This window comes from Pseudomonas sp. NPDC087342, assembly GCF_044744265.1.
In the GTDB taxonomy this organism is placed as follows: Bacteria; Pseudomonadota; Gammaproteobacteria; order Pseudomonadales; family Pseudomonadaceae; genus Aquipseudomonas; species Aquipseudomonas nunensis.
Genome location: NZ_JBIUXZ010000013.1, coordinates 65,631 through 83,197, shown reverse-complemented (window position 1 = coordinate 83,197; position 17,567 = coordinate 65,631). Strand labels below are relative to the sequence as shown.

Genomic DNA, 17,567 nt, shown 5'->3' with positions numbered 1-17,567 from the left:
GATGTATTGATCCTTGCGCAGCTTCTCGTTCTGAGTTGCGACGCCGGTGGCGCAGTTGTTCAGGTGGCAGATGCGCAGGTATTTGCAGCCCAGGGCGATCATTGGCGCGGTGCCGAAGCCGAAGCTTTCAGCGCCGAGGATCGCAGCCTTGATCACGTCGAGGCCGGTTTTCAGGCCGCCGTCGGTTTGTACCCGGACTTTGCCGCGCAGGTCGTTGCCACGCAGGGTCTGGTGGGTTTCGGCCAGGCCGAGTTCCCACGGTGCGCCCGCGTATTTGATCGAGGTCAGCGGCGATGCGCCGGTGCCGCCGTCGTAGCCGGAGATGGTGATCAAGTCCGCGTAGGCCTTGGCCACACCGGCAGCGATGGTGCCAACGCCGGCTTCTGCAACGAGTTTCACCGAGACCAGGGCCTTCGGGTTCACTTGTTTCAGGTCGAAAATCAGCTGCGACAAGTCTTCGATCGAATAGATGTCGTGGTGCGGCGGCGGCGAAATCAGGGTCACGCCCGGCACTGCGTAACGCAGCTTGGCGATCAGACCGTTGACCTTGCCACCTGGCAGTTGACCACCTTCGCCGGGCTTCGCGCCCTGAGCGACTTTGATCTGCAGCACTTCAGCGTTGACCAGGTATTCCGGGGTTACACCGAAACGGCCAGTCGCGACTTGCTTGATTTTCGAGCTCTTGATGGTGCCGTAGCGCGCAGGGTCTTCGCCGCCTTCGCCGGAGTTGGAACGCGCACCGAGGCGGTTCATGGCTTCGGCCAGGGCTTCGTGAGCTTCCGGCGACAAAGCGCCGAGGGAGATGCCCGCAGAGTCGAAGCGCTTGAGCACCGATTCCAGCGGTTCGATCTCGCTGATGTCCAGCGCGGTGTCCAGGGTTTTCACTTTGAACAGGTCGCGGATCATCGACACCGGACGGTTGTCCACCAGCGCCGTGTATTCCTTGAACTTGCTGTAGTCGCCCTGCTGCACAGCGGCTTGCAGGGTGCTGACCACGTCCGGGTTGTAGGCGTGATATTCACCACCGTGGACGAACTTCAGCAAACCGCCCTGCTGGATTGGCTTGCGCGGGCTCCAGGCTTCGGCGGCGAGGGCTTTCTGTTCGGCTTCGATGTCGACGAAACGCGCGCCCTTGATGCGGCTCGGCACGCCACGGAAGCTCAGTTCGCAAACTTCTTCGGACAGGCCGATGGCTTCGAACAACTGCGCACCGCGGTACGAAGTAATGGTCGAGATGCCCATCTTCGACAGGATCTTCAGCAGGCCTTTGGTGATGCCTTTGCGGTAGTTCTTGAACACCTCATAGAGGTCGCCCAGCACTTCACCGGTACGGATCAGGTCGCCCAGCACTTCGTAGGCCAGGAACGGATAAACCGCCGAGGCGCCGAAACCGATCAACACCGCAAAGTGATGCGGGTCGCGGGCGGTGGCGGTTTCAACCAGAATGTTGGAGTCGCAACGCAGGCCTTTTTCGGTCAGGCGGTGGTGCACCGCGCCGGTAGCCAACGAAGCATGGATCGGCAACTTGCCCGGGGCAATGTGACGGTCACTCAATACAACCTGGGTACGACCGGAGCGCACGGCTTCTTCAGCCTGATCAGCAACGTTGCGGATTGCCGCTTCGAGGCCGACGCTTTCGTCGTAGTTGAGGTCGATGATCGCGCGCTCGAAGCCTGGACGATCGAGGTTCATCAGCGAGCGCCACTTGGCCGGGGAAATGACCGGCGAGCTGAGGATCACGCGCGAGGCGTGTTCCGGCGACTCCTGGAAGATGTTGCGCTCGGCACCGAGGCAGATCTCCAGCGACATGACGATGGCTTCACGCAGCGGGTCGATCGGCGGGTTAGTAACCTGCGCGAACTGCTGGCGGAAATAGTCGTACGGCGTGCGCACGCGCTGGGACAGCACGGCCATCGGCGTATCGTCGCCCATCGAACCAACGGCTTCGTAGCCTTGCTCGCCGAGCGGACGCAGCACTTGGTCGCGCTCTTCGAACGTGACCTGGTACATCTTCATGTACTGCTTGAGTTGGTCGACGTCATAGAAAGCCGAACCGTGGTCGTTGTCTTCCATGGTCGCCTGGATGCGCAGGGCATTCTTGCGCAGCCATTGCTTGTACGGATGACGGGACTTCAAGCGGTTGTCGATCGCGTCGGTGTCGAGGATCTGACCGGTTTCGGTGTCCACGGCAAAGATCTGACCCGGCCCCACGCGGCCCTTGGCGATCACGTCTTCAGGCTGGTAGTTCCAGACACCGATTTCCGAGGCCAGGGTGATGAAGCCATTCTTGGTGGTGACCCAACGCGCCGGACGCAGACCGTTACGGTCGAGCAGGCACACCGCGTAGCGACCGTCGGTCATTACCACGCCGGCCGGGCCGTCCCACGGTTCCATGTGCATCGAGTTGTATTCGTAGAACGCCCGCAGATCCGGGTCCATGGTTTCGACGTTCTGCCACGCAGGCGGAATGATCATCCGCACGCCACGGAACAGGTCGATGCCGCCGGTGACCATCAGCTCGAGCATGTTGTCCATGCTGGAGGAGTCGGAACCCACGCGGTTCACCAATGGGCCGAGTTCTTCCAGGTCCATCAAGTCGTTGGTGAACTTGGTGCGACGGGCCACGGCCCAGTTACGGTTACCGGTGATGGTGTTGATCTCGCCGTTGTGGGCGAGGAAGCGGAACGGCTGCGCCAACGGCCATTTCGGCAGGGTGTTGGTCGAGAAGCGCTGGTGGAACACGCAGATCGAGGTTTGTAGGCGCTGGTCGCTGAGGTCTGGATAGAAGGCGGTCAAATCCGCCGGCATCATCAGGCCTTTATAAATGATGGTTTTGTGCGAAAAGCTGCAGATGTAGTGATCGACGTCGGCGGCATTGGCCACGGACGAGCGACGACGCGAAGTGAACAGCTTGATCGCCATGTCCTGATCGCTCAGGCCTTCACCGCCGATGTACACCTGTTCGATCTGCGGCAGGCGCTCAAGGGCCAGGCGACCGAGGACGCTGGTGTCGATTGGCACTTTGCGCCAGCCGACGAGTTGCAGGCCGGCAGCGAGGATCTCGCGGTTCATGTTCTCGCGAGCAGCTTCAGCTTTGACCGGGTCCTGGTTGAAGAAGACCATGCCCACGGCATATTGCTTGGGCAGTGCAACGCCGAAGGTTTCCTGGGCAATGGCTCGCAGGAACACATCCGGCTTTTGAATCAGCAAGCCGCAACCGTCACCGGTCTTGCCGTCGGCGTTGATCCCACCGCGGTGGGTCATGCAGGTCAGGGCCTCAATGGCCGTTTGCAAAAGGGTATGACTGGGCTCGCCCTGCATATGGGCTATCAGGCCAAAACCGCAGTTATCCTTGAATTCATCTGGTTGGTACAGACCTGCTTTCATAGACACTTTCTCACCAGGCTGCCTCTTATCGAGGCAAATTTCTTTTCAATTCAACCACTTGCCATCCACGCCGAACGTACGTCGGCTTTGCGGGGGCAAAAGGGAGGTCATTGTACACACCGACACTTACGCTCACAAATTTGACGACGAAATGTCGCAAATCTATGTCGCATTTGTGAAAGGTTTAAAGCGATATGCTGTGCTAGTCAAAACTTTTTTAATTTTGACCGCAACGACTCAAAGACCACTATGACGCAGACACCACAAGGCACGCGGCCTGTAGAGGCGGCATGCGCTTGTAGAAATTTTGAGGTGCCGAGAGAGGCGGCCTGGGTAAGGCCGCCGAATCTTCAGCGAGCTGTTGCCAGTTCCTGTTGGACGCTGGCGACGGAGCGAGGCCAAGGTTTACCAGCCTGAACCTTCGCTGGCAAGGCCTTGATGGCGCTAACGGCTGCATCGCGGTTAGCAAAGCTGCCGTAGGTGATGACGAAAAGCGGTTTGCCGTTGAGGACTTTCTTGAAATAACGGTACTCGCCGCCCTGCTCCTTGACGAAGGTTTGCGCGGCGGCTTCGGAGCTGGTGCCGAGGATCTGCACCACGTAGTTGCCCGGTGCTTGCCCGGCATACCAGCTGCCACCGGCGGCTTTGGCGACGGTCACCGGTTTCTCGGCCGGTTTGGCGGCGACAACAGGCTTGGCTGGCGCTGGGGCCGGCTTGGCCACTGGTGCAGGCGCTGGCTTGGCGGTAGCGACCTGAGTCGGTGCTGGCGCAGGTTTGGCGGCTGGCGTTGGTGTTGGCGCAGGGCCAGGCTGGATGCCGGCAGGCGGCGCAACCGTGGTCACGGTTGGCGGTGTAGCGCTGGAGCCTTCGACCGGCACGCCGTCGTCGCCTTCAGTAATACCACCGGCCGCTTCGGCCAACGGGCTGCGCATGACCGGTTGCGATTGGCCGACCAGCGGCAATGGCATCGGTTGCGTGTTGCCAGCGAACTCTACCGAAGGAGCGCCCCCGGCAGCGTTAGGTTTTGGCGTGCCCAGTGGCAGTTGGGCTTGTTCGTTGGCCGGTGCGCCGGTGGTCGGTGTCTTGCTGCGGCCCGGCATCAACCAGGCGGCGGCTACCGCGACCACGACTACGGCGGAAATCGCCAATACGTGTTTCTTCGGCATGTTGAACCCCATACTTGGACGCTTCACCGCTGTGCGGCTGGCAATCATGGCTTCGATCATCGCATCGCGGGCGACCTGGTTGATGTTGCCAGGCCAGCCGTCGGAGCTTTCGTGAATATCAGAGATCTGATCCGCGGTAAAAAGTTCGATACCCCGACCGGCGCCTTCGAGACGCTGGTCCAGGTATTCGCGGGTTTCTTCTTCGGTGTACGGCTGCAATTCGATGACGTGGAAGCGCTCTTCCTCGAGGCTCAGCGCCTCCAGTTGCGCAATCAGCGACGACTCGCCGAACAGGAACACATGCGGGCGACCCTCCGGTGCACCGGCCGCCAAAGCCATCAAGGCTTCGAGGGCGGATTCGTCGAGTTGCTCGGCGTCGTCCACCAGCAAATAGACTTCCTGCCCGGTCAGCGCGAGCTGCACCACTTGGGCCAGAATCGCGTTGATCTCGGCCTGGGCCACGTTCAGCGCCTGGGCGACTTGACGCAGCACGCCGGCGGCATCGCCGGCGCCACGGGCGGAAACCACCACGCTTTGCACGGATTGCTTGTTGGTGCTGGCCACCAGGGCCTGACGCAACAGGGTCTTGCCGCTGCCTTGCGGGCCAGTGACTACCAGCAGCAACTGGCTGTAGCGCGCCAGGTGATGCAGTTGCCCCAGCACCGGTTTGCGCTGGGCCGGGAAAAATTTGAAGCCAGGCACCCGTGGAGCAAAAGGGTCATGACTTAACTGGAAATGGCCGAGGAAAGCCTCGTCGGCATGCAAACTAGTCATCGGGATCTTATTAACCTTTAAGCTGAGCCAGGGCGCGGTAATCCGCTCCCAGCGTGGCCTGTAGAACCTCTTTCGGATAATCGTCGGTCACCACCGCTTCGCCCATGTGGCGCAGCAGCACCAGGCGCAAACGACCGTCGATCACTTTCTTGTCAATTGCCATGTGTTCGAGAAAATCGGCTTCCGTCATCTCTTCAGGCGGCACGACCGGCAGGCCGGCACGCTGGAACAGGCGAATGCCGCGATCGCGCTCCTGCTCGCTGATCCAGCCCAGGCGTGCGGACATTTCCAGCGCCATTACGGTGCCAGCAGCGACCGCTTCACCATGTAGCCACACACCATAGCCCATGTGGGTTTCGATGGCGTGGCCGAAGGTGTGCCCCAGGTTCAGCGTGGCGCGCACGCCGGTTTCTTTTTCATCGGCGCCCACCACTTCAGCCTTGGCCTCGCAGGAGCGCTTGATAGCGTACGTCAGGGCGACCTGATCGAGAGCGCGCAGGCGATCGACGTTTTCTTCGAGCCAGGTGAGGAACGGCTCGTCGCAGATCAGCCCGTACTTGATGACTTCAGCCAGGCCCGCAGACAGTTCGCGAGCCGGCAGCGTATTCAGGGTGGCGGTATCGATCAGCACCACATTCGGCTGATAGAAGGCGCCGACCATGTTCTTGCCCAGCGGATGATTGATCCCGGTCTTGCCGCCCACCGAAGAGTCGACTTGCGACAGCAACGTGGTCGGCACCTGGATGAAATCAACGCCGCGCTGGTAACAGGCAGCGGCAAAACCGGCCATGTCACCAATCACGCCGCCGCCGAGGGCGATCACCGTGGTGCGGCGATCGTGGCGGGCGGTCAGCAGACCGTCGAAAATCAGTTGCAGGGTTTCCCAGGTCTTGAAGGCTTCGCCGTCGGGCAGCACCACGGAGACAACCGAGAACTGAGCGAGGCTTTTGGTCAGACGCTCGAGATAGAGCGGCGCAACGGTCTCGTTGGAGATGATTGCCACTTGCCGCCCGCGAATATGCGGGGCCAGCAACTCGGGCTGATCCAACAAACCTTCGCCAATATGAATCGGGTAGCTGCGCTCGCCTAGATCGACCTTGAGTGTCTGCATGTGTCCCCACAGTGAAGATGGAATCAGGCGTCCTGCCTTGAGTTAACGAAGGTGCGCGGCGCCTGCTGGTGTGACGCCGTTTGATAGCCATCCGCCATAACCTTGAGCGGCCATGACAGGACGCCGAGGATAGCGCATTTCGCGCTGCGCTTTAACGGGGAGGAAGCTGCTGCAAGCGTTCGAGAATGTCGAGCACCACCATTCGTGGCGGCCGCTCATCGGTTTCCACCACTAGATCGGCGATTTCCCGATAAAGCGGATCACGGATCGCCAGCAGATCCCGCAGGGTCTTGGCCGGATCGGCGGTGCGCAACAACGGACGATTGCGGTCACGGGAAGTGCGGCCGACTTGCTGCTCGACAGACGCGTGCAGATACACCACGCGCCCCCCGGCATGCAGGGCCCGACGATTGGCTTCGCGCATCACTGCACCGCCACCAGTCGCCAGCACCACGCCGTCGCAGCCGCACAGCTCTTCGATCATCGCTTGCTCGCGATCACGAAAGCCGGGCTCGCCTTCCTTATCGAAGATCCACGGGATATTGGCGCCCGTGCGCAATTCAATTTCCTTGTCGGAATCTTTGAACGGCAGGCGCAGCTCTTTGGCCAGCAAACGGCCGATGGTGCTTTTTCCAGCCCCCATCGGTCCAACAAGAATCAAATTTCGCACAGAATCAACGACTCACAGCAATCGCCTGGTTATTCATGATACGCGGAGTGAGAAATACCAGCAGCTCGGATTTTTTCTCCGAAACCACGTCACGCCGGAAAAGGCGGCCAAGATACGGCACATCGCCGAGAAATGGCACCTTATCTACAACCTTGCTCTGAGTATTTGAGAAAACCCCGCCAATGACGATGGTCTCGCCGTCGTTAACCAGCACCTTGGCGTTGACCTCGTTTTTCTTGATCGGCGGTACATCCTGCACTTTGTTGAGGTAGTCCGGTTCGTCCTTGGTGACCTTGACCTCCATGATGATGCGGTTATCCGGGGTGATTTGCGGCGTTACTTCCAGGGACAGCGAAGCCTCTTTGAACGACACCGATGTCGCACCACTGGAGCTGGCTTCCTGATACGGAATCTCGGTGCCCTTGAGGATTTTCGCAGTTTCCTTGTCGGACGTGACCACTTTGGGCTGCGAGACGATTTCGCCGTTGCCGGTTTTTTCCATGGCCGTCAGCTCAAGATCCAGCAGCACGTTGTCGGTGATGAAAGCGATGCCGAGCCCCGAGGTGTTGGCCGCGGTGCCCATGTCGACGAACGGCGAGTTGGTGCTGGTGCTGCCGGGCGTGCCGATGGTGTTCGAAGCGTTGGCGCCATTACTGACACCCGAGGTGTTCCAGTTGCCCTTGTTCTGGATCGAGCCGCCCCAGCGCACGCCGAGACTCTTGTCGTAATCGACGTTGGCTTCGACGATCCGCGCTTCGATCATCACCTGGCGCACCGGGATATCAAGCTGCGCGACGATGCGCCGAAGCTCGTCGAGGCGATCCTGGGTCTGGTAGGCGATGATGTTGTTAGTGCGCTCGTCGACGGTGATCGAACCCCGCTCATCGATTTTCGCCTCGGCACTGGTCACCGAAGTGAACAGCTTGGCGATGTCGGCGGCCTTGGCGTAGTTGACCTGCAACAGCTCCCGCCGCAGCGGCGCCAGTTCGGCAATCTGTTTTTGCGACTCCAGTTCCTGACGCTCACGGGCGGCGATCTCATCCGCCGGCGCGACCAGCAGGACGTTGCCGATCTTGCGCTTGTCCAGGCCTTTGGTTTTCAGTACCAGGTCCAGCGCCTGGTCCCACGGCACGTTCTGCAAACGCAAGGTGATGCCGCCCTGCACCGTGTCACTGGCCACCAAATTCAGGTTGGTGAAGTCGGCGATCAGTTGCAGCACCGAGCGCACATCGATGTCCTGGAAGTTCAGCGAAAGCTTTTCGCCGGTGTAGGCAAAGCGCTCGGCGTTGCGCTTCTGCAAGTCATCGACGGTCATCGGACGGATGCTGACGGTCAGCTTGTTGTCGGTCTGGTAGGTCGAGTATTCGAAAGCGCCGCTTGGCTCGATGCTGATCACCGCGCGGTCGCCGGAGGCACTGGCGTTGACGAACTGCACCGGAGTCGCGAAATCCTTGACGTCCAGGCGCACCCGCAACGGGTCGGGCAATTGGGTCCTGGCGAAACCAAGGATGATCTTGCCCTCGCGCTCCTGAATATCCGGTGCAATGGATGGATCCGACAAGTCGATCACCACATTGCCTTCACCTTGGGTGCCGCGCTGAAAATCCACGCCGCGAATGGCCTTGCCTACGGGCGCATAGGCCTTGGCGGGCGCCGGTTTTGCGCTAGCCGCGCGCGGCGCGCTGGCAACCGGTTTGGCCGCCGTGCCTTTCGCGCCTTGCCCAACGACCACGAACAGATTGTTGCCCTCAACTCTGGAGCTGTAAGGCGTCAGTTGAGTCAGGTTGATGATCAGCCGCGTGCGGTCCTTGGCTTCGACCACTGTGGCGCTGCGAGCATTGCCGCCACCGAGGTCACGGTTTTTGTTGGCCAGTTTGCTGACCACGCCCGGCAGATCCAGCGCAATGCGCGCCGGTGATTCGGTGGTGTAACCGTGGGGCGGCGGCGGTGGCCCATCGAAGGTCAACTTCAACTCGACGCGATCACCCGGCAGCGCGGCGACATCCAGCGCGTTAAGGGTGGCCGCTTGTACCATCGGCGACAGCAGCGCTATCCATAGCGAAATACCGAGGGTTGAGAAAATCCTGTTCATTATTCGAGTTCCACTATGAGTGCTCTTTCAAAGGGATGGTCCGCGGCCGTTCCAGCCAGGCGCCTTCGCCGTCGGGAACGATTTCGACCACATCGACTTGCGAGCCGCTGATGGCGACGATCCGCCCATCGTTACGCCCCAGGTAATCGCCGACTTTCAACCGGTGCACCCCGCCCGCCCCGCGCAGCAGCGCAAAGGAACCGGAAGCATTGGAGATCGTGCCGACCATTTCAAACTGCTCGATGTTGAAACCTTCGAGGTACTGCTTGACCCGACTAGGGTCGGGCTTGACGTTGCGCGAGCCATGCTTCCGGCCGGCCACGTCGTTCCTGACTTGTCGGGAAAACGGGCTGCGCAGGTTCGCGGCGCTGTAGGTGAATGTTGGGTAAGACCGGAATGTCGGCGTTGGTTCAATCTTGCCCGGTGGACGCAGGCGCACTTCGTTCAGGTAAGCGTCCAGATCGCCGAAGCCATTGTCGCCGCCGCAACCGCCCAGACCGGCCAACAACACGACCATGGGTAAACAACGAATCGGGGTCATTTCTGCAACCCCTTGTCGTTGTAGCGGTAGGTCTTGGCGAGGATGCTCATGCGCAGCTTCGTACCGCCGTCGGGGTTGGCCGGCGCGAGGTCGAAGTCATGCAGGGTGACGATGCGCGGCAGCCCGGCCACGCCACTGACGAAGGTCGCCAGGTCGTGATAGGCACCGGTGACGGTGATCTGGATCGGCAACTCGATGTAGAACTGCTGGGTGACTTCCGGCAGCAATTTGATCTCTTCGAATTCCAGGCCGCTGCCCAGGCCGGTGCGGGTGATGTCTTCCAGCAGGCCGGGCACTTCGGTGTCGCTGGGCAATTGCCGCAACAGCACGCCGAAGGAGTTCTCCATCTCTTTCATCTGCTGGGTGTAGAGCTCCAGGTTCGCCGCCATGCCGGCCTTGCTGGCGAACTGATCCTTGAGCGTCGATTCTTCCGCACGCTTGAGGTCGAGTTCGTTCTGCATGTCGCTGATGAAAAAGTTGTAGCCCAGCCCCAGCACCAGAACCATCAGCAGAATGCCCGCCAAAGCCTTGATTGCCGGGGGCCAGGAGCCAATGTTGTTGGTGTCCAGATCATTGATGTCGATCTTGCGCAGCCCTTCGAACCATTCGGACGGCCTCATTTAGCGACCTCCAGGGTGGCGGGCTGAGTCTGACGAACGGTCAGCTGAAACACGTTGGCCTGATCCAGTTGACCAGCAGTCGTCGCCTTGACCTCGGTCAGGCTTGGCGCGTCGAACCAGTCCGAGGCATCGAGATTGCGCATCAACTCAGACACCTTGTTGTTCGACTCTGCCGCCCCGGTGATCGCCAGGGTCTTGCCCTGCATTTTCACTTCGGTGAAATACACCCCGTCCGGCAGGGTACGCGCCAACTGGTCGAAGATTCGCCCGCTGATCTGCCGGTTGCCTTGCAGGTCCTGGATGATGCGCATGCGCTCCACCAGTTGCTGGCGCCGGGCCTTGAGCTCGCTAATTTGCTTGATGCGCTCATCGACGACGGCAATCTGTTTGCCAAGGTAATCGTTGCGGGCCACTTGCTGGCTGATGGCGCCGCTGATGACCTGGTCGCCAATCAGCACCAAGCCCACCGAACCGACCAGCACACCCACCAACACCAGCAGAAAGCGCTTGCGACGCTCTTCGCGCAGTTCTTCACGCCAGGGTAAAAGGTTGATCCGCGCCATCAGTCGAAACTCCTGAGGGCCAGACCGCAGGCAATCATCAAGGCCGGGGCATCGCTGGCGAGGGCGCCGGCGTTGACCTTGCTGCTCAGCGCCATGTCAGCGAATGGGTTGGCGACCTGGGTCGGCGTGCCCAGCCGCTGCTCGATCAATCGATCAAGCCCGGGCACCGAGGCGGTGCCGCCGGCCAGCAGGATATGGTCGACCGCGTTGTATTGGCCGGACGCAAAGAAAAACTGCAATGAGCGAGAGACCTGCTGCACAAGGGCTTCACGGAACGGCTGCAACACCTCGCTGACATAGTCGTCCGGCAAACCGCCCTGCTTCTTTGCCAGCCCGGCCTGCTCAGTGGTCAGGCCATAGCGGCGCTGGATTTCTTCAGTGAGTTGGCGACCACCGAACAATTGTTCGCGGGTGTAGATGATCCGGCCGTTATGCAGCACGCTCAGGGTGGTCATGGTCGCGCCGATGTCCACCACCGCGACGGTCGGGCGCTCTTGATTGGAGGCCAGTTGGGTAGCCAACAGGCCAAAGGAGCGTTCCAGGGCATAAGCTTCGACGTCCACCACCTTGGCGGTCAGCCCGGCGAGCGCCAGCGCCGCCTCGCGAACTTCGACGTTTTCTTTCCGACAGGCGGCCAGCAGCACATGGACCCGTTCGGGGTTGCGCACCGATACACCCTGGACTTCGAAATCGATGGCGACTTCGTCCAATGGATAAGGAATGTATTGGTCGGCTTCGATCTTGAGCTGGTTTTCCATCTCTTCGTCGGACAGCCCGGCGTCCATCTCGATGGTCTTGGTAATCACCGCCGAACCGGCCACCGCAACCGCGACGTTCCGGATACCGGTCCGAGCCTTGAGAAGCACGCGTGACAACGCCTGGCCCACACCTTCGAGCTCGGCGATGTTCTTCTCGATGACCGCGCTGGCCGGCAGCGGTTCGACCGCGTAGGCCTCGACCCGGTAGCGGTCGCCCTGGCGGCTGAGCTCCAGAAGCTTCACCGACGTGGAGCTGATGTCGATCCCCAGAAGCGTTCTGGTCTTTTTATTGAAGAGTCCTAGCACTACCAATTCCCTATGACTATCCGTGAGTTACGGACTCTGTAATGTGCATTGCGTTCAATCACCCCGTCTTGACAGAAGCGCAAATGACGCCCATCACGGAAAAATGCTTATAATGCCCAGCGTTTTTTTCCGCTTTTACTGCCAGCGCGGGTCGTTCTCTGTGTAATCGGGACCCTGACGCCAAATTCATTCTTTACCCTGGATGTTCAAACGCCTTGATTCGTCTGCTGAAATTTTTCGGTTGGTCCATCGTCGCCGTTTTCTGCGGACTGCTTTTAGGTCTCAGTGGCGCCTATCTTTACCTTAGTCCGGGATTGCCGTCCGTGGAGGCGCTGAGAAGCATTCAGTTGCAGATTCCTCTGCGGGTCTACAGCAGCGATAACAAGTTGATCGCAGAATTTGGCGAAATGCGCCGGACTCCGATCCGTTTCGCCGACATTCCGCCCAATTTCATCAATGCGTTACTAAGTGCTGAAGACGATAACTTCGCCAACCACTATGGCGTCGATCCGAGCAGCCTGATGCGTGCCGCGACCCAACTGGTCAAAAGCGGCCACATCCAGTCCGGCGGCAGCACCATCACCATGCAGGTGGCGAAGAACTTCTTCCTGACCAGCGAACGCAGCTTCTCGCGCAAAACCACCGAAATTCTTCTGGCCCTGCAGATCGAACGACAGCTGACCAAGGACGAAATCCTTGAGCTGTACGTCAACAAGATCTACCTGGGTAACCGCGCCTACGGCATCGAGGCAGCGGCGCAGGTCTACTACGGCAAATCGATTCGAGATGTGAGCCTGGCGCAGATGGCGATGATCGCCGGCCTGCCGAAGGCCCCGTCGCGCTTCAATCCGCTGGCCAACCCGGCCCGCAGCAAGGAACGTCGCGACTGGATCCTGGGGCGCATGTACAAGCTCGGGAAAATCACCGAAGCCGACTACACCACCGCGATCAACGAACCGCTGAACGCCAGCTATCACGTGCCGACCCCGGAAGTGAACGCGCCGTACATCGCTGAAATGGCCCGTGCCGAAATGGTCGGTCGTTATGGCAGCGACGCCTACACCGAAGGTTTCCGCGTCACCACGACCGTGCCGAGCAATCTGCAGGAAATGGCCAACACCGCGGTCCACGAAGGCTTGATGACCTACGACCAGCGTCACGGCTATCGCGGTCCTGAGTCGCGCCTGCCGGGCAAGACCCGTGAAGCCTGGGCCACCGAACTGACCAAGCAGCGCACCATCAGCAGCCTTGAGCCGGCCATCGTTACTCAGGTCGACAAGAACGGCCTGCAAGTGATGACCCGCACCGGCGACGAACACGTTGGCTGGGACACTATGAAATGGGCGCGGCCATTCCTGAATACCAACAGCATGGGCGCCAATCCGAAGCAGCCGGCGGATGTGGCCCAGGTCGGCGACCTGATTCGCGTACAACGCCAGCCGGACAACTCGCTGAAGTTCAGCCAGATTCCTCAGGCCCAGGGCGCATTGGTCTCCCTGGATCCGCAGAACGGTGCGATCCGTTCGCTGGTCGGCGGCTTCGCGTTCGAGCAGAGCAATTACAACCGGGCCCTGCAGGCCAAGCGTCAGCCGGGTTCGAGCTTCAAGCCGTTCGTCTACAGCGCCGCCCTGGATAACGGCTACACCGCCGCGACCCTGGTGAACGACGCGCCGATCGTGTTTGTCGACGAGTACCTGGACAAGGTATGGCGTCCGAAGAACGACACCAACACCTTCCTCGGCCCGATCCGCTTGCGTGAAGGCTTGTACAAGTCGCGTAACCTGGTATCGATCCGGTTGGTGCAGGCGCTGGGCGTTGATCGCACCATTGACTACATCAGCAAGTTCGGCTTCAACAAGCAGGACTTGCCGCGCAACCTGTCCCTGGCGCTGGGCACCGCGACCCTGACGCCAATGGAGATCGCCACCGGTTGGAGCACCTTCGCCAACGGCGGCTACAAGATCACCCCGTACATCATCGACAAGATCGAAAGCCGCAACGGTGACACGCTGTTCGTCGCCAACCCGCCGAGCGTGCCTCAGGGCGACACGGCGACCGCTGGCCTGGCCGCACCGGCCGCGCAACCGTTCACGGTCAACGCGACCCCGGGCGAAGCACCGGCCGCACCTGGCACGCTGCCGCAAACCCCGGCCCTGGCCGAGCGGATTGTCGATGGCCGCACCACGTTCATCCTCAACAGCATGCTCGAGGACGTGATCAAGCTCGGCACCGGCCGCCGCGCGCTGGCCTTGGGCCGTCCCGATATCGCGGGCAAAACCGGTACGACAAACGAATCCAAGGACGCCTGGTTCTCCGGCTACAACGCCGATTACGTGACCACGGTCTGGACCGGTTTCGACCAGCCAGAGAGCCTGGGTCGCAAGGAATTCGGCGGCACCGTCGCGCTGCCGATCTGGATGAACTACATGGCCGCCGCGCTCAAAGGCAAGCCGCCACATACGCAAGCGGAGCCGGAAGGCATCCTCAGCTTGCGGGTTGACCCGGTCAGCGGCCGTGCGGCCACGCCAAGCACGCCTGGGGCCTACTTCGAGCTGTTCAAGGCCGAAGACACGCCACCGTCGGTGAACGAACTGGGCAACGGCACTGCACCGGGCAGCCCATTGCCAGCGGATGAAGCGGCACCGATCGATTTGTTCTGATCGGCTGACGCAACAAAAAGCCCCGCCTTCGAGAGAAGTGCGGGGCTTTTTTTACATCCGTGATTTCCTGGGCCGGCCTCTTCGCGGGCAAGCCTCGCTCCTACAGGGTTTGCGTCGTACGCAATATCCCGAACGACGCATAACCGTAGGAGCGAGGCTTGCCCGCGAAGAGGCCATCACAAACACCCCAGAACCCCTCAGACATAAAAAAGCCCCGACTCACAAGAGCCGGGGCTTTTCGGTTGAAGCGCTACAACGACTTAGCCGTTGAACACGTCATCCACGCTTTTCAGCGGGTAGTTCTTCGGATACGGCAGGGTCGCCACACCAGTCTCGATGGCGGCCTTGGCCACGGCATCGGAGATCACGGTGATCAGGCGGGCATCCATTGGTTTCGGGATGATGTACTCACGACCGAATTCCAGTTTGATACCGCCGTAGGCGTCGCACACTTCCTGAGGAACCGGCAGCTTGGCCAGTTCGCGCAGGGCGTTGGCCGCGGCCACTTTCATTTCTTCGTTGATGCGCTTGGCGCGAACGTCCAGTGCACCACGGAAGATGAACGGGAAGCCCAGTACGTTGTTGACCTGGTTCGGGTAGTCCGAACGGCCGGTAGCCATGATCACGTCGTCACGGGTGGCGTGAGCCAGTTCCGGGGAGATTTCCGGATCCGGGTTGGAGCACGCGAACACGATCGGGTTGGCCGCCATGGACTTCAGGCCTTCGGCGCTGAGCAGGTTCGGGCCGGACAGGCCGACGAACACGTCTGCACCGGTCAGGGCGTCAGCCAGGGTGCGTTTTTCAGTCGCGTGAGCGAACACAGCCTTGTACTGGTTCAGGTCGTCACGGCCGGAGTGGATCACGCCGGTACGGTCAACCATGAAGATGTTTTCGATGTTGGCGCCCATGCTCACCAGCAATTTCATGCAGGAGATGGCGGCCGCACCGGCACCCAGGCAGACGATCTTGGCGTCAGCCAGGGTTTTGCCAGCGATTTCCAGGGCGTTGATCATGCCGGCCGCAGTAACGATCGCGGTGCCGTGCTGGTCATCGTGGAATACCGGAATGTCGCACTGCTCGATCAGAGCACGTTCGATCTCAAAGCACTCAGGTGCCTTGATGTCTTCCAGGTTGATACCACCGAAGGTGATGGAGATACGCTTGACGGTGTCGATGAAGGCTTGCGGGCTTTCGGAGTCAACTTCGATGTCGAAAACGTCGATGCCGGCAAAGCGCTTGAACAGCACGCCTTTACCTTCCATCACTGGCTTGGAAGCCAATGGGCCGAGGTTACCCAGGCCGAGAATCGCGGTGCCATCGGAAATGACTGCAACCAGGTTGCCTTTACCGGTGTATTTGTAGGCCAGTTCAGGATCGCGGGCGATTTCGCGTACTGGTTCGGCTACGCCGGGGCTGTAGGCCAGCGACAGATCGCGGGCGGTAGCGGTGGCCTTGGTGAGCTCGACACTCAGCTTCCCTGGACGAGGATGGGCGTGATATTCGAGAGCGGCAGTTTTCAAATCAGACATGTGGGCATTCCGCTTTTTACTGTTGGACAGACGGACCGCCGAGGATACGCGTGTCGTAAAGTCCCTACAAGACTGACCGGTCACCCCTGTCAAGCGCCCTGCCCTACGACTTTGGGCCAAGAGCCACGGAACACAAGGGCTAGACTGTTCACAATCCATCTAAAAAATGTCTACAACTTTTTATCGCTGCCCTGCTTGAAGCATCGAAGGGTCGCTTAGCGGGAGCAGCCAGCGTGCCTGACCGTCATCCAGTGCACCACGGCGCGAACGGTCCAGCACCCAGCCACGAGCCTCGATTTGCTTGCCCTTCAGCCGTTCCAGCGATCTGACATCGAACCGCCCGAGCACATTGGGTGCAACGCGCAATACAACCGAGTCCTGCAACTCGACCCAAACCCCGCCGCGATTGCGTTGAACCTTGCTCACACGACCGCCGAGCACAGCAAAACCGGAGACCTTGATCTGATCCGCTTTCAGCACAGGTGACTGGCGCCACAGCCCGAGGCCGGCCTGTCGAGCCGCGCGTTCCGCTGATTGCTGGCAACTGACCAAATCAATATTCGGCGCCATCGCGACCTGAAAACCGAGGCCTTCGGCGAGCATCTGCGCTTCCAGGTTGGCGCCATTGGCGCTATAGACATGCGCCAAGGTGCGGCCGTAGCGATCCTTGGTCTCTTTACCCGGCAACAAACCCACCCGGCCATCACTGGCAGCCACCAGCGCTTCGAGGCGTTTGCGCGCCGCCACGGCGAACGGCTCGTCGGTGCGACCCTGTCGGCCCAGTTCCGGGGTGTTCAAGCCGATCATGCGCACACTGCGGCCATCGCTCAGGCGCAGGGTGTCACCGTCCACTACCCGCTGCACGGTGGCCGGCGTCAAACCACTCGGCGCCGGGCAAAAGGCCTGGGCGCCAGAAAGCCAAATCGCGGACACAAAAAAGGCGCCCGCAAGGGACGCCTTTTTCGTTAGCAAGGTAAAGCCCATAGGGCTTGGGAACCTTACTCTGCTGCTGCAGCAGGTTTCTTGCCGAAGGCACCGAAACGGTCTGCGAAGCGCTGTACACGGCCGCCAGTATCCAGAGTCTTCTGCTTACCGGTGTAGAACGGGTGGCACTCATTGCATACGTCGATCGCCAGAGGCTTGGCCAGGTTCGAACGAGTTTCGAACTTGTTGCCACAGCTGCAGGTAACTGCGGTGACTTCGTATGTTGGATGGATATCGGCTTTCATGGTGTATTCCTCGGGCTAGCGTGCCGCCACTCAACACTATTGTTGAATACCGCACGTAATTAGGCCGCGGATTCTACCAGACAATGACAATCACGCAAGCTGTCCCTTCTACCGACCGTCTGCTAGGCTCCCGACCAAATCGCCGCCCTTGTGGGAGCGAG

General features: G+C 60.4%; 13 protein-coding genes. 1 reads left to right on the top strand and 12 read right to left on the bottom strand.

All coding sequences use genetic code 11. The features are described 5' to 3' along the window. The 9 genes from gltB to ACIOYV_RS22425 form a co-directional block, all read right to left on the bottom strand. Positions 1–3,387: glutamate synthase large subunit (gltB, locus tag ACIOYV_RS22465; RefSeq protein WP_401327117.1), on the bottom strand; the 3,387-nt coding region annotated here is incomplete at its 3' end. A gap of 350 nt (positions 3,388–3,737) precedes the next feature. After that, the gene (locus ACIOYV_RS22460) at positions 3,738–5,327 is read right to left on the bottom strand and encodes an AAA family ATPase (protein WP_054054592.1); all 1,590 of its coding nucleotides are present in this window, start codon (positions 5,325–5,327) and stop codon (positions 3,738–3,740) included. 10 nt (positions 5,328–5,337) lie between these two features. Then, positions 5,338–6,438, bottom strand: coding sequence for a 3-dehydroquinate synthase (gene aroB / locus ACIOYV_RS22455; protein ID WP_265042635.1), 1,101 nt, complete (start codon positions 6,436–6,438; stop codon positions 5,338–5,340). Between the two features lie 151 nt (positions 6,439–6,589). After that, positions 6,590–7,108, bottom strand: coding sequence for a shikimate kinase AroK (gene aroK, locus ACIOYV_RS22450; RefSeq protein WP_054054596.1), 519 nt, complete (start codon positions 7,106–7,108; stop codon positions 6,590–6,592). Positions 7,109–7,112: 4 nt separating this feature from the next. Next, positions 7,113–9,200, bottom strand: a complete 2,088-nt coding sequence (pilQ, locus tag ACIOYV_RS22445) for a type IV pilus secretin PilQ (protein WP_401327114.1) — start codon at positions 9,198–9,200, stop codon at positions 7,113–7,115. 13 nt (positions 9,201–9,213) lie between these two features. Then, positions 9,214–9,741, bottom strand: a complete 528-nt coding sequence (locus ACIOYV_RS22440; protein ID WP_401327111.1) for a pilus assembly protein PilP — start codon at positions 9,739–9,741, stop codon at positions 9,214–9,216. After that, positions 9,738–10,361 (bottom strand): type 4a pilus biogenesis protein PilO, encoded by a 624-nt coding sequence (gene pilO / locus ACIOYV_RS22435; protein WP_163907874.1) that lies wholly within the window; start codon positions 10,359–10,361, stop codon positions 9,738–9,740. The genes ACIOYV_RS22440 and pilO overlap by 4 nt, the downstream gene beginning before the upstream one ends. Next, positions 10,358–10,924, bottom strand: coding sequence for a PilN domain-containing protein (locus tag ACIOYV_RS22430; RefSeq protein ID WP_290025952.1), 567 nt, complete (start codon positions 10,922–10,924; stop codon positions 10,358–10,360). Before ACIOYV_RS22430 ends, pilO begins: the two co-directional genes overlap by 4 nt. Then, positions 10,924–11,988 carry a pilus assembly protein PilM gene (locus tag ACIOYV_RS22425; RefSeq protein ID WP_401327107.1) on the bottom strand — a complete coding sequence of 355 codons (1,065 nt, stop codon included), beginning with the start codon at positions 11,986–11,988 and terminating at the stop codon, positions 10,924–10,926. Before ACIOYV_RS22425 ends, ACIOYV_RS22430 begins: the two co-directional genes overlap by 1 nt. Before the next feature lie 218 nt (positions 11,989–12,206). Between ACIOYV_RS22425 and ACIOYV_RS22420 the strand changes: the two genes are divergently transcribed. Then, the gene (locus ACIOYV_RS22420) at positions 12,207–14,648 is read left to right on the top strand and encodes a penicillin-binding protein 1A (RefSeq protein WP_401327197.1); all 2,442 of its coding nucleotides are present in this window, start codon (positions 12,207–12,209) and stop codon (positions 14,646–14,648) included. A 260-nt stretch (positions 14,649–14,908) separates the two neighbouring features. Here ACIOYV_RS22420 and ACIOYV_RS22415 read toward each other — a convergent pair whose 3' ends face one another. From ACIOYV_RS22415 to rpmE, 3 genes are all read right to left on the bottom strand, one after another. Continuing rightward, positions 14,909–16,177: a malic enzyme-like NAD(P)-binding protein gene (locus ACIOYV_RS22415; protein ID WP_163907866.1), complete on the bottom strand. Its 1,269-nt coding sequence runs from the start codon at positions 16,175–16,177 to the stop codon at positions 14,909–14,911. A gap of 180 nt (positions 16,178–16,357) precedes the next feature. After that, a complete protein-coding gene (locus ACIOYV_RS22410; protein ID WP_401327104.1) occupies positions 16,358–17,161 on the bottom strand; it encodes a thermonuclease family protein in 804 nt (267 codons plus the stop codon). Between the two features lie 14 nt (positions 17,162–17,175). Then, entirely contained in the window at positions 17,176–17,406 is a 231-nt protein-coding gene (gene rpmE / locus ACIOYV_RS22405) for a 50S ribosomal protein L31 (RefSeq protein ID WP_054054615.1), read from the bottom strand. Positions 17,407–17,567 lie beyond the last annotated feature (161 nt).

Bases quoted from the DNA above. Each gene is read 5' to 3' on its own strand.
- ACIOYV_RS22460 (WP_054054592.1), bottom strand. From the start codon at position 5,327: ATGACTAGTTTGCATGCCGACGAGGCTTTCCTCGGCCATTTCCAGTTA.
- aroB (WP_265042635.1), bottom strand. From the start codon at position 6,438: ATGCAGACACTCAAGGTCGATCTAGGCGAGCGCAGCTACCCGATTCAT.
- pilQ (WP_401327114.1), bottom strand. From the start codon at position 9,200: ATGAACAGGATTTTCTCAACCCTCGGTATTTCGCTATGGATAGCGCTG.
- ACIOYV_RS22440 (WP_401327111.1), bottom strand. From the start codon at position 9,741: ATGACCCCGATTCGTTGTTTACCCATGGTCGTGTTGTTGGCCGGTCTG.
- pilO (WP_163907874.1), bottom strand. From the start codon at position 10,361: ATGAGGCCGTCCGAATGGTTCGAAGGGCTGCGCAAGATCGACATCAAT.
- ACIOYV_RS22430 (WP_290025952.1), bottom strand. From the start codon at position 10,924: ATGGCGCGGATCAACCTTTTACCCTGGCGTGAAGAACTGCGCGAAGAG.
- ACIOYV_RS22415 (WP_163907866.1), bottom strand. From the start codon at position 16,177: ATGTCTGATTTGAAAACTGCCGCTCTCGAATATCACGCCCATCCTCGT.
- ACIOYV_RS22410 (WP_401327104.1), bottom strand. From the start codon at position 17,161: ATGGGCTTTACCTTGCTAACGAAAAAGGCGTCCCTTGCGGGCGCCTTT.
- rpmE (WP_054054615.1), bottom strand. From the start codon at position 17,406: ATGAAAGCCGATATCCATCCAACATACGAAGTCACCGCAGTTACCTGC.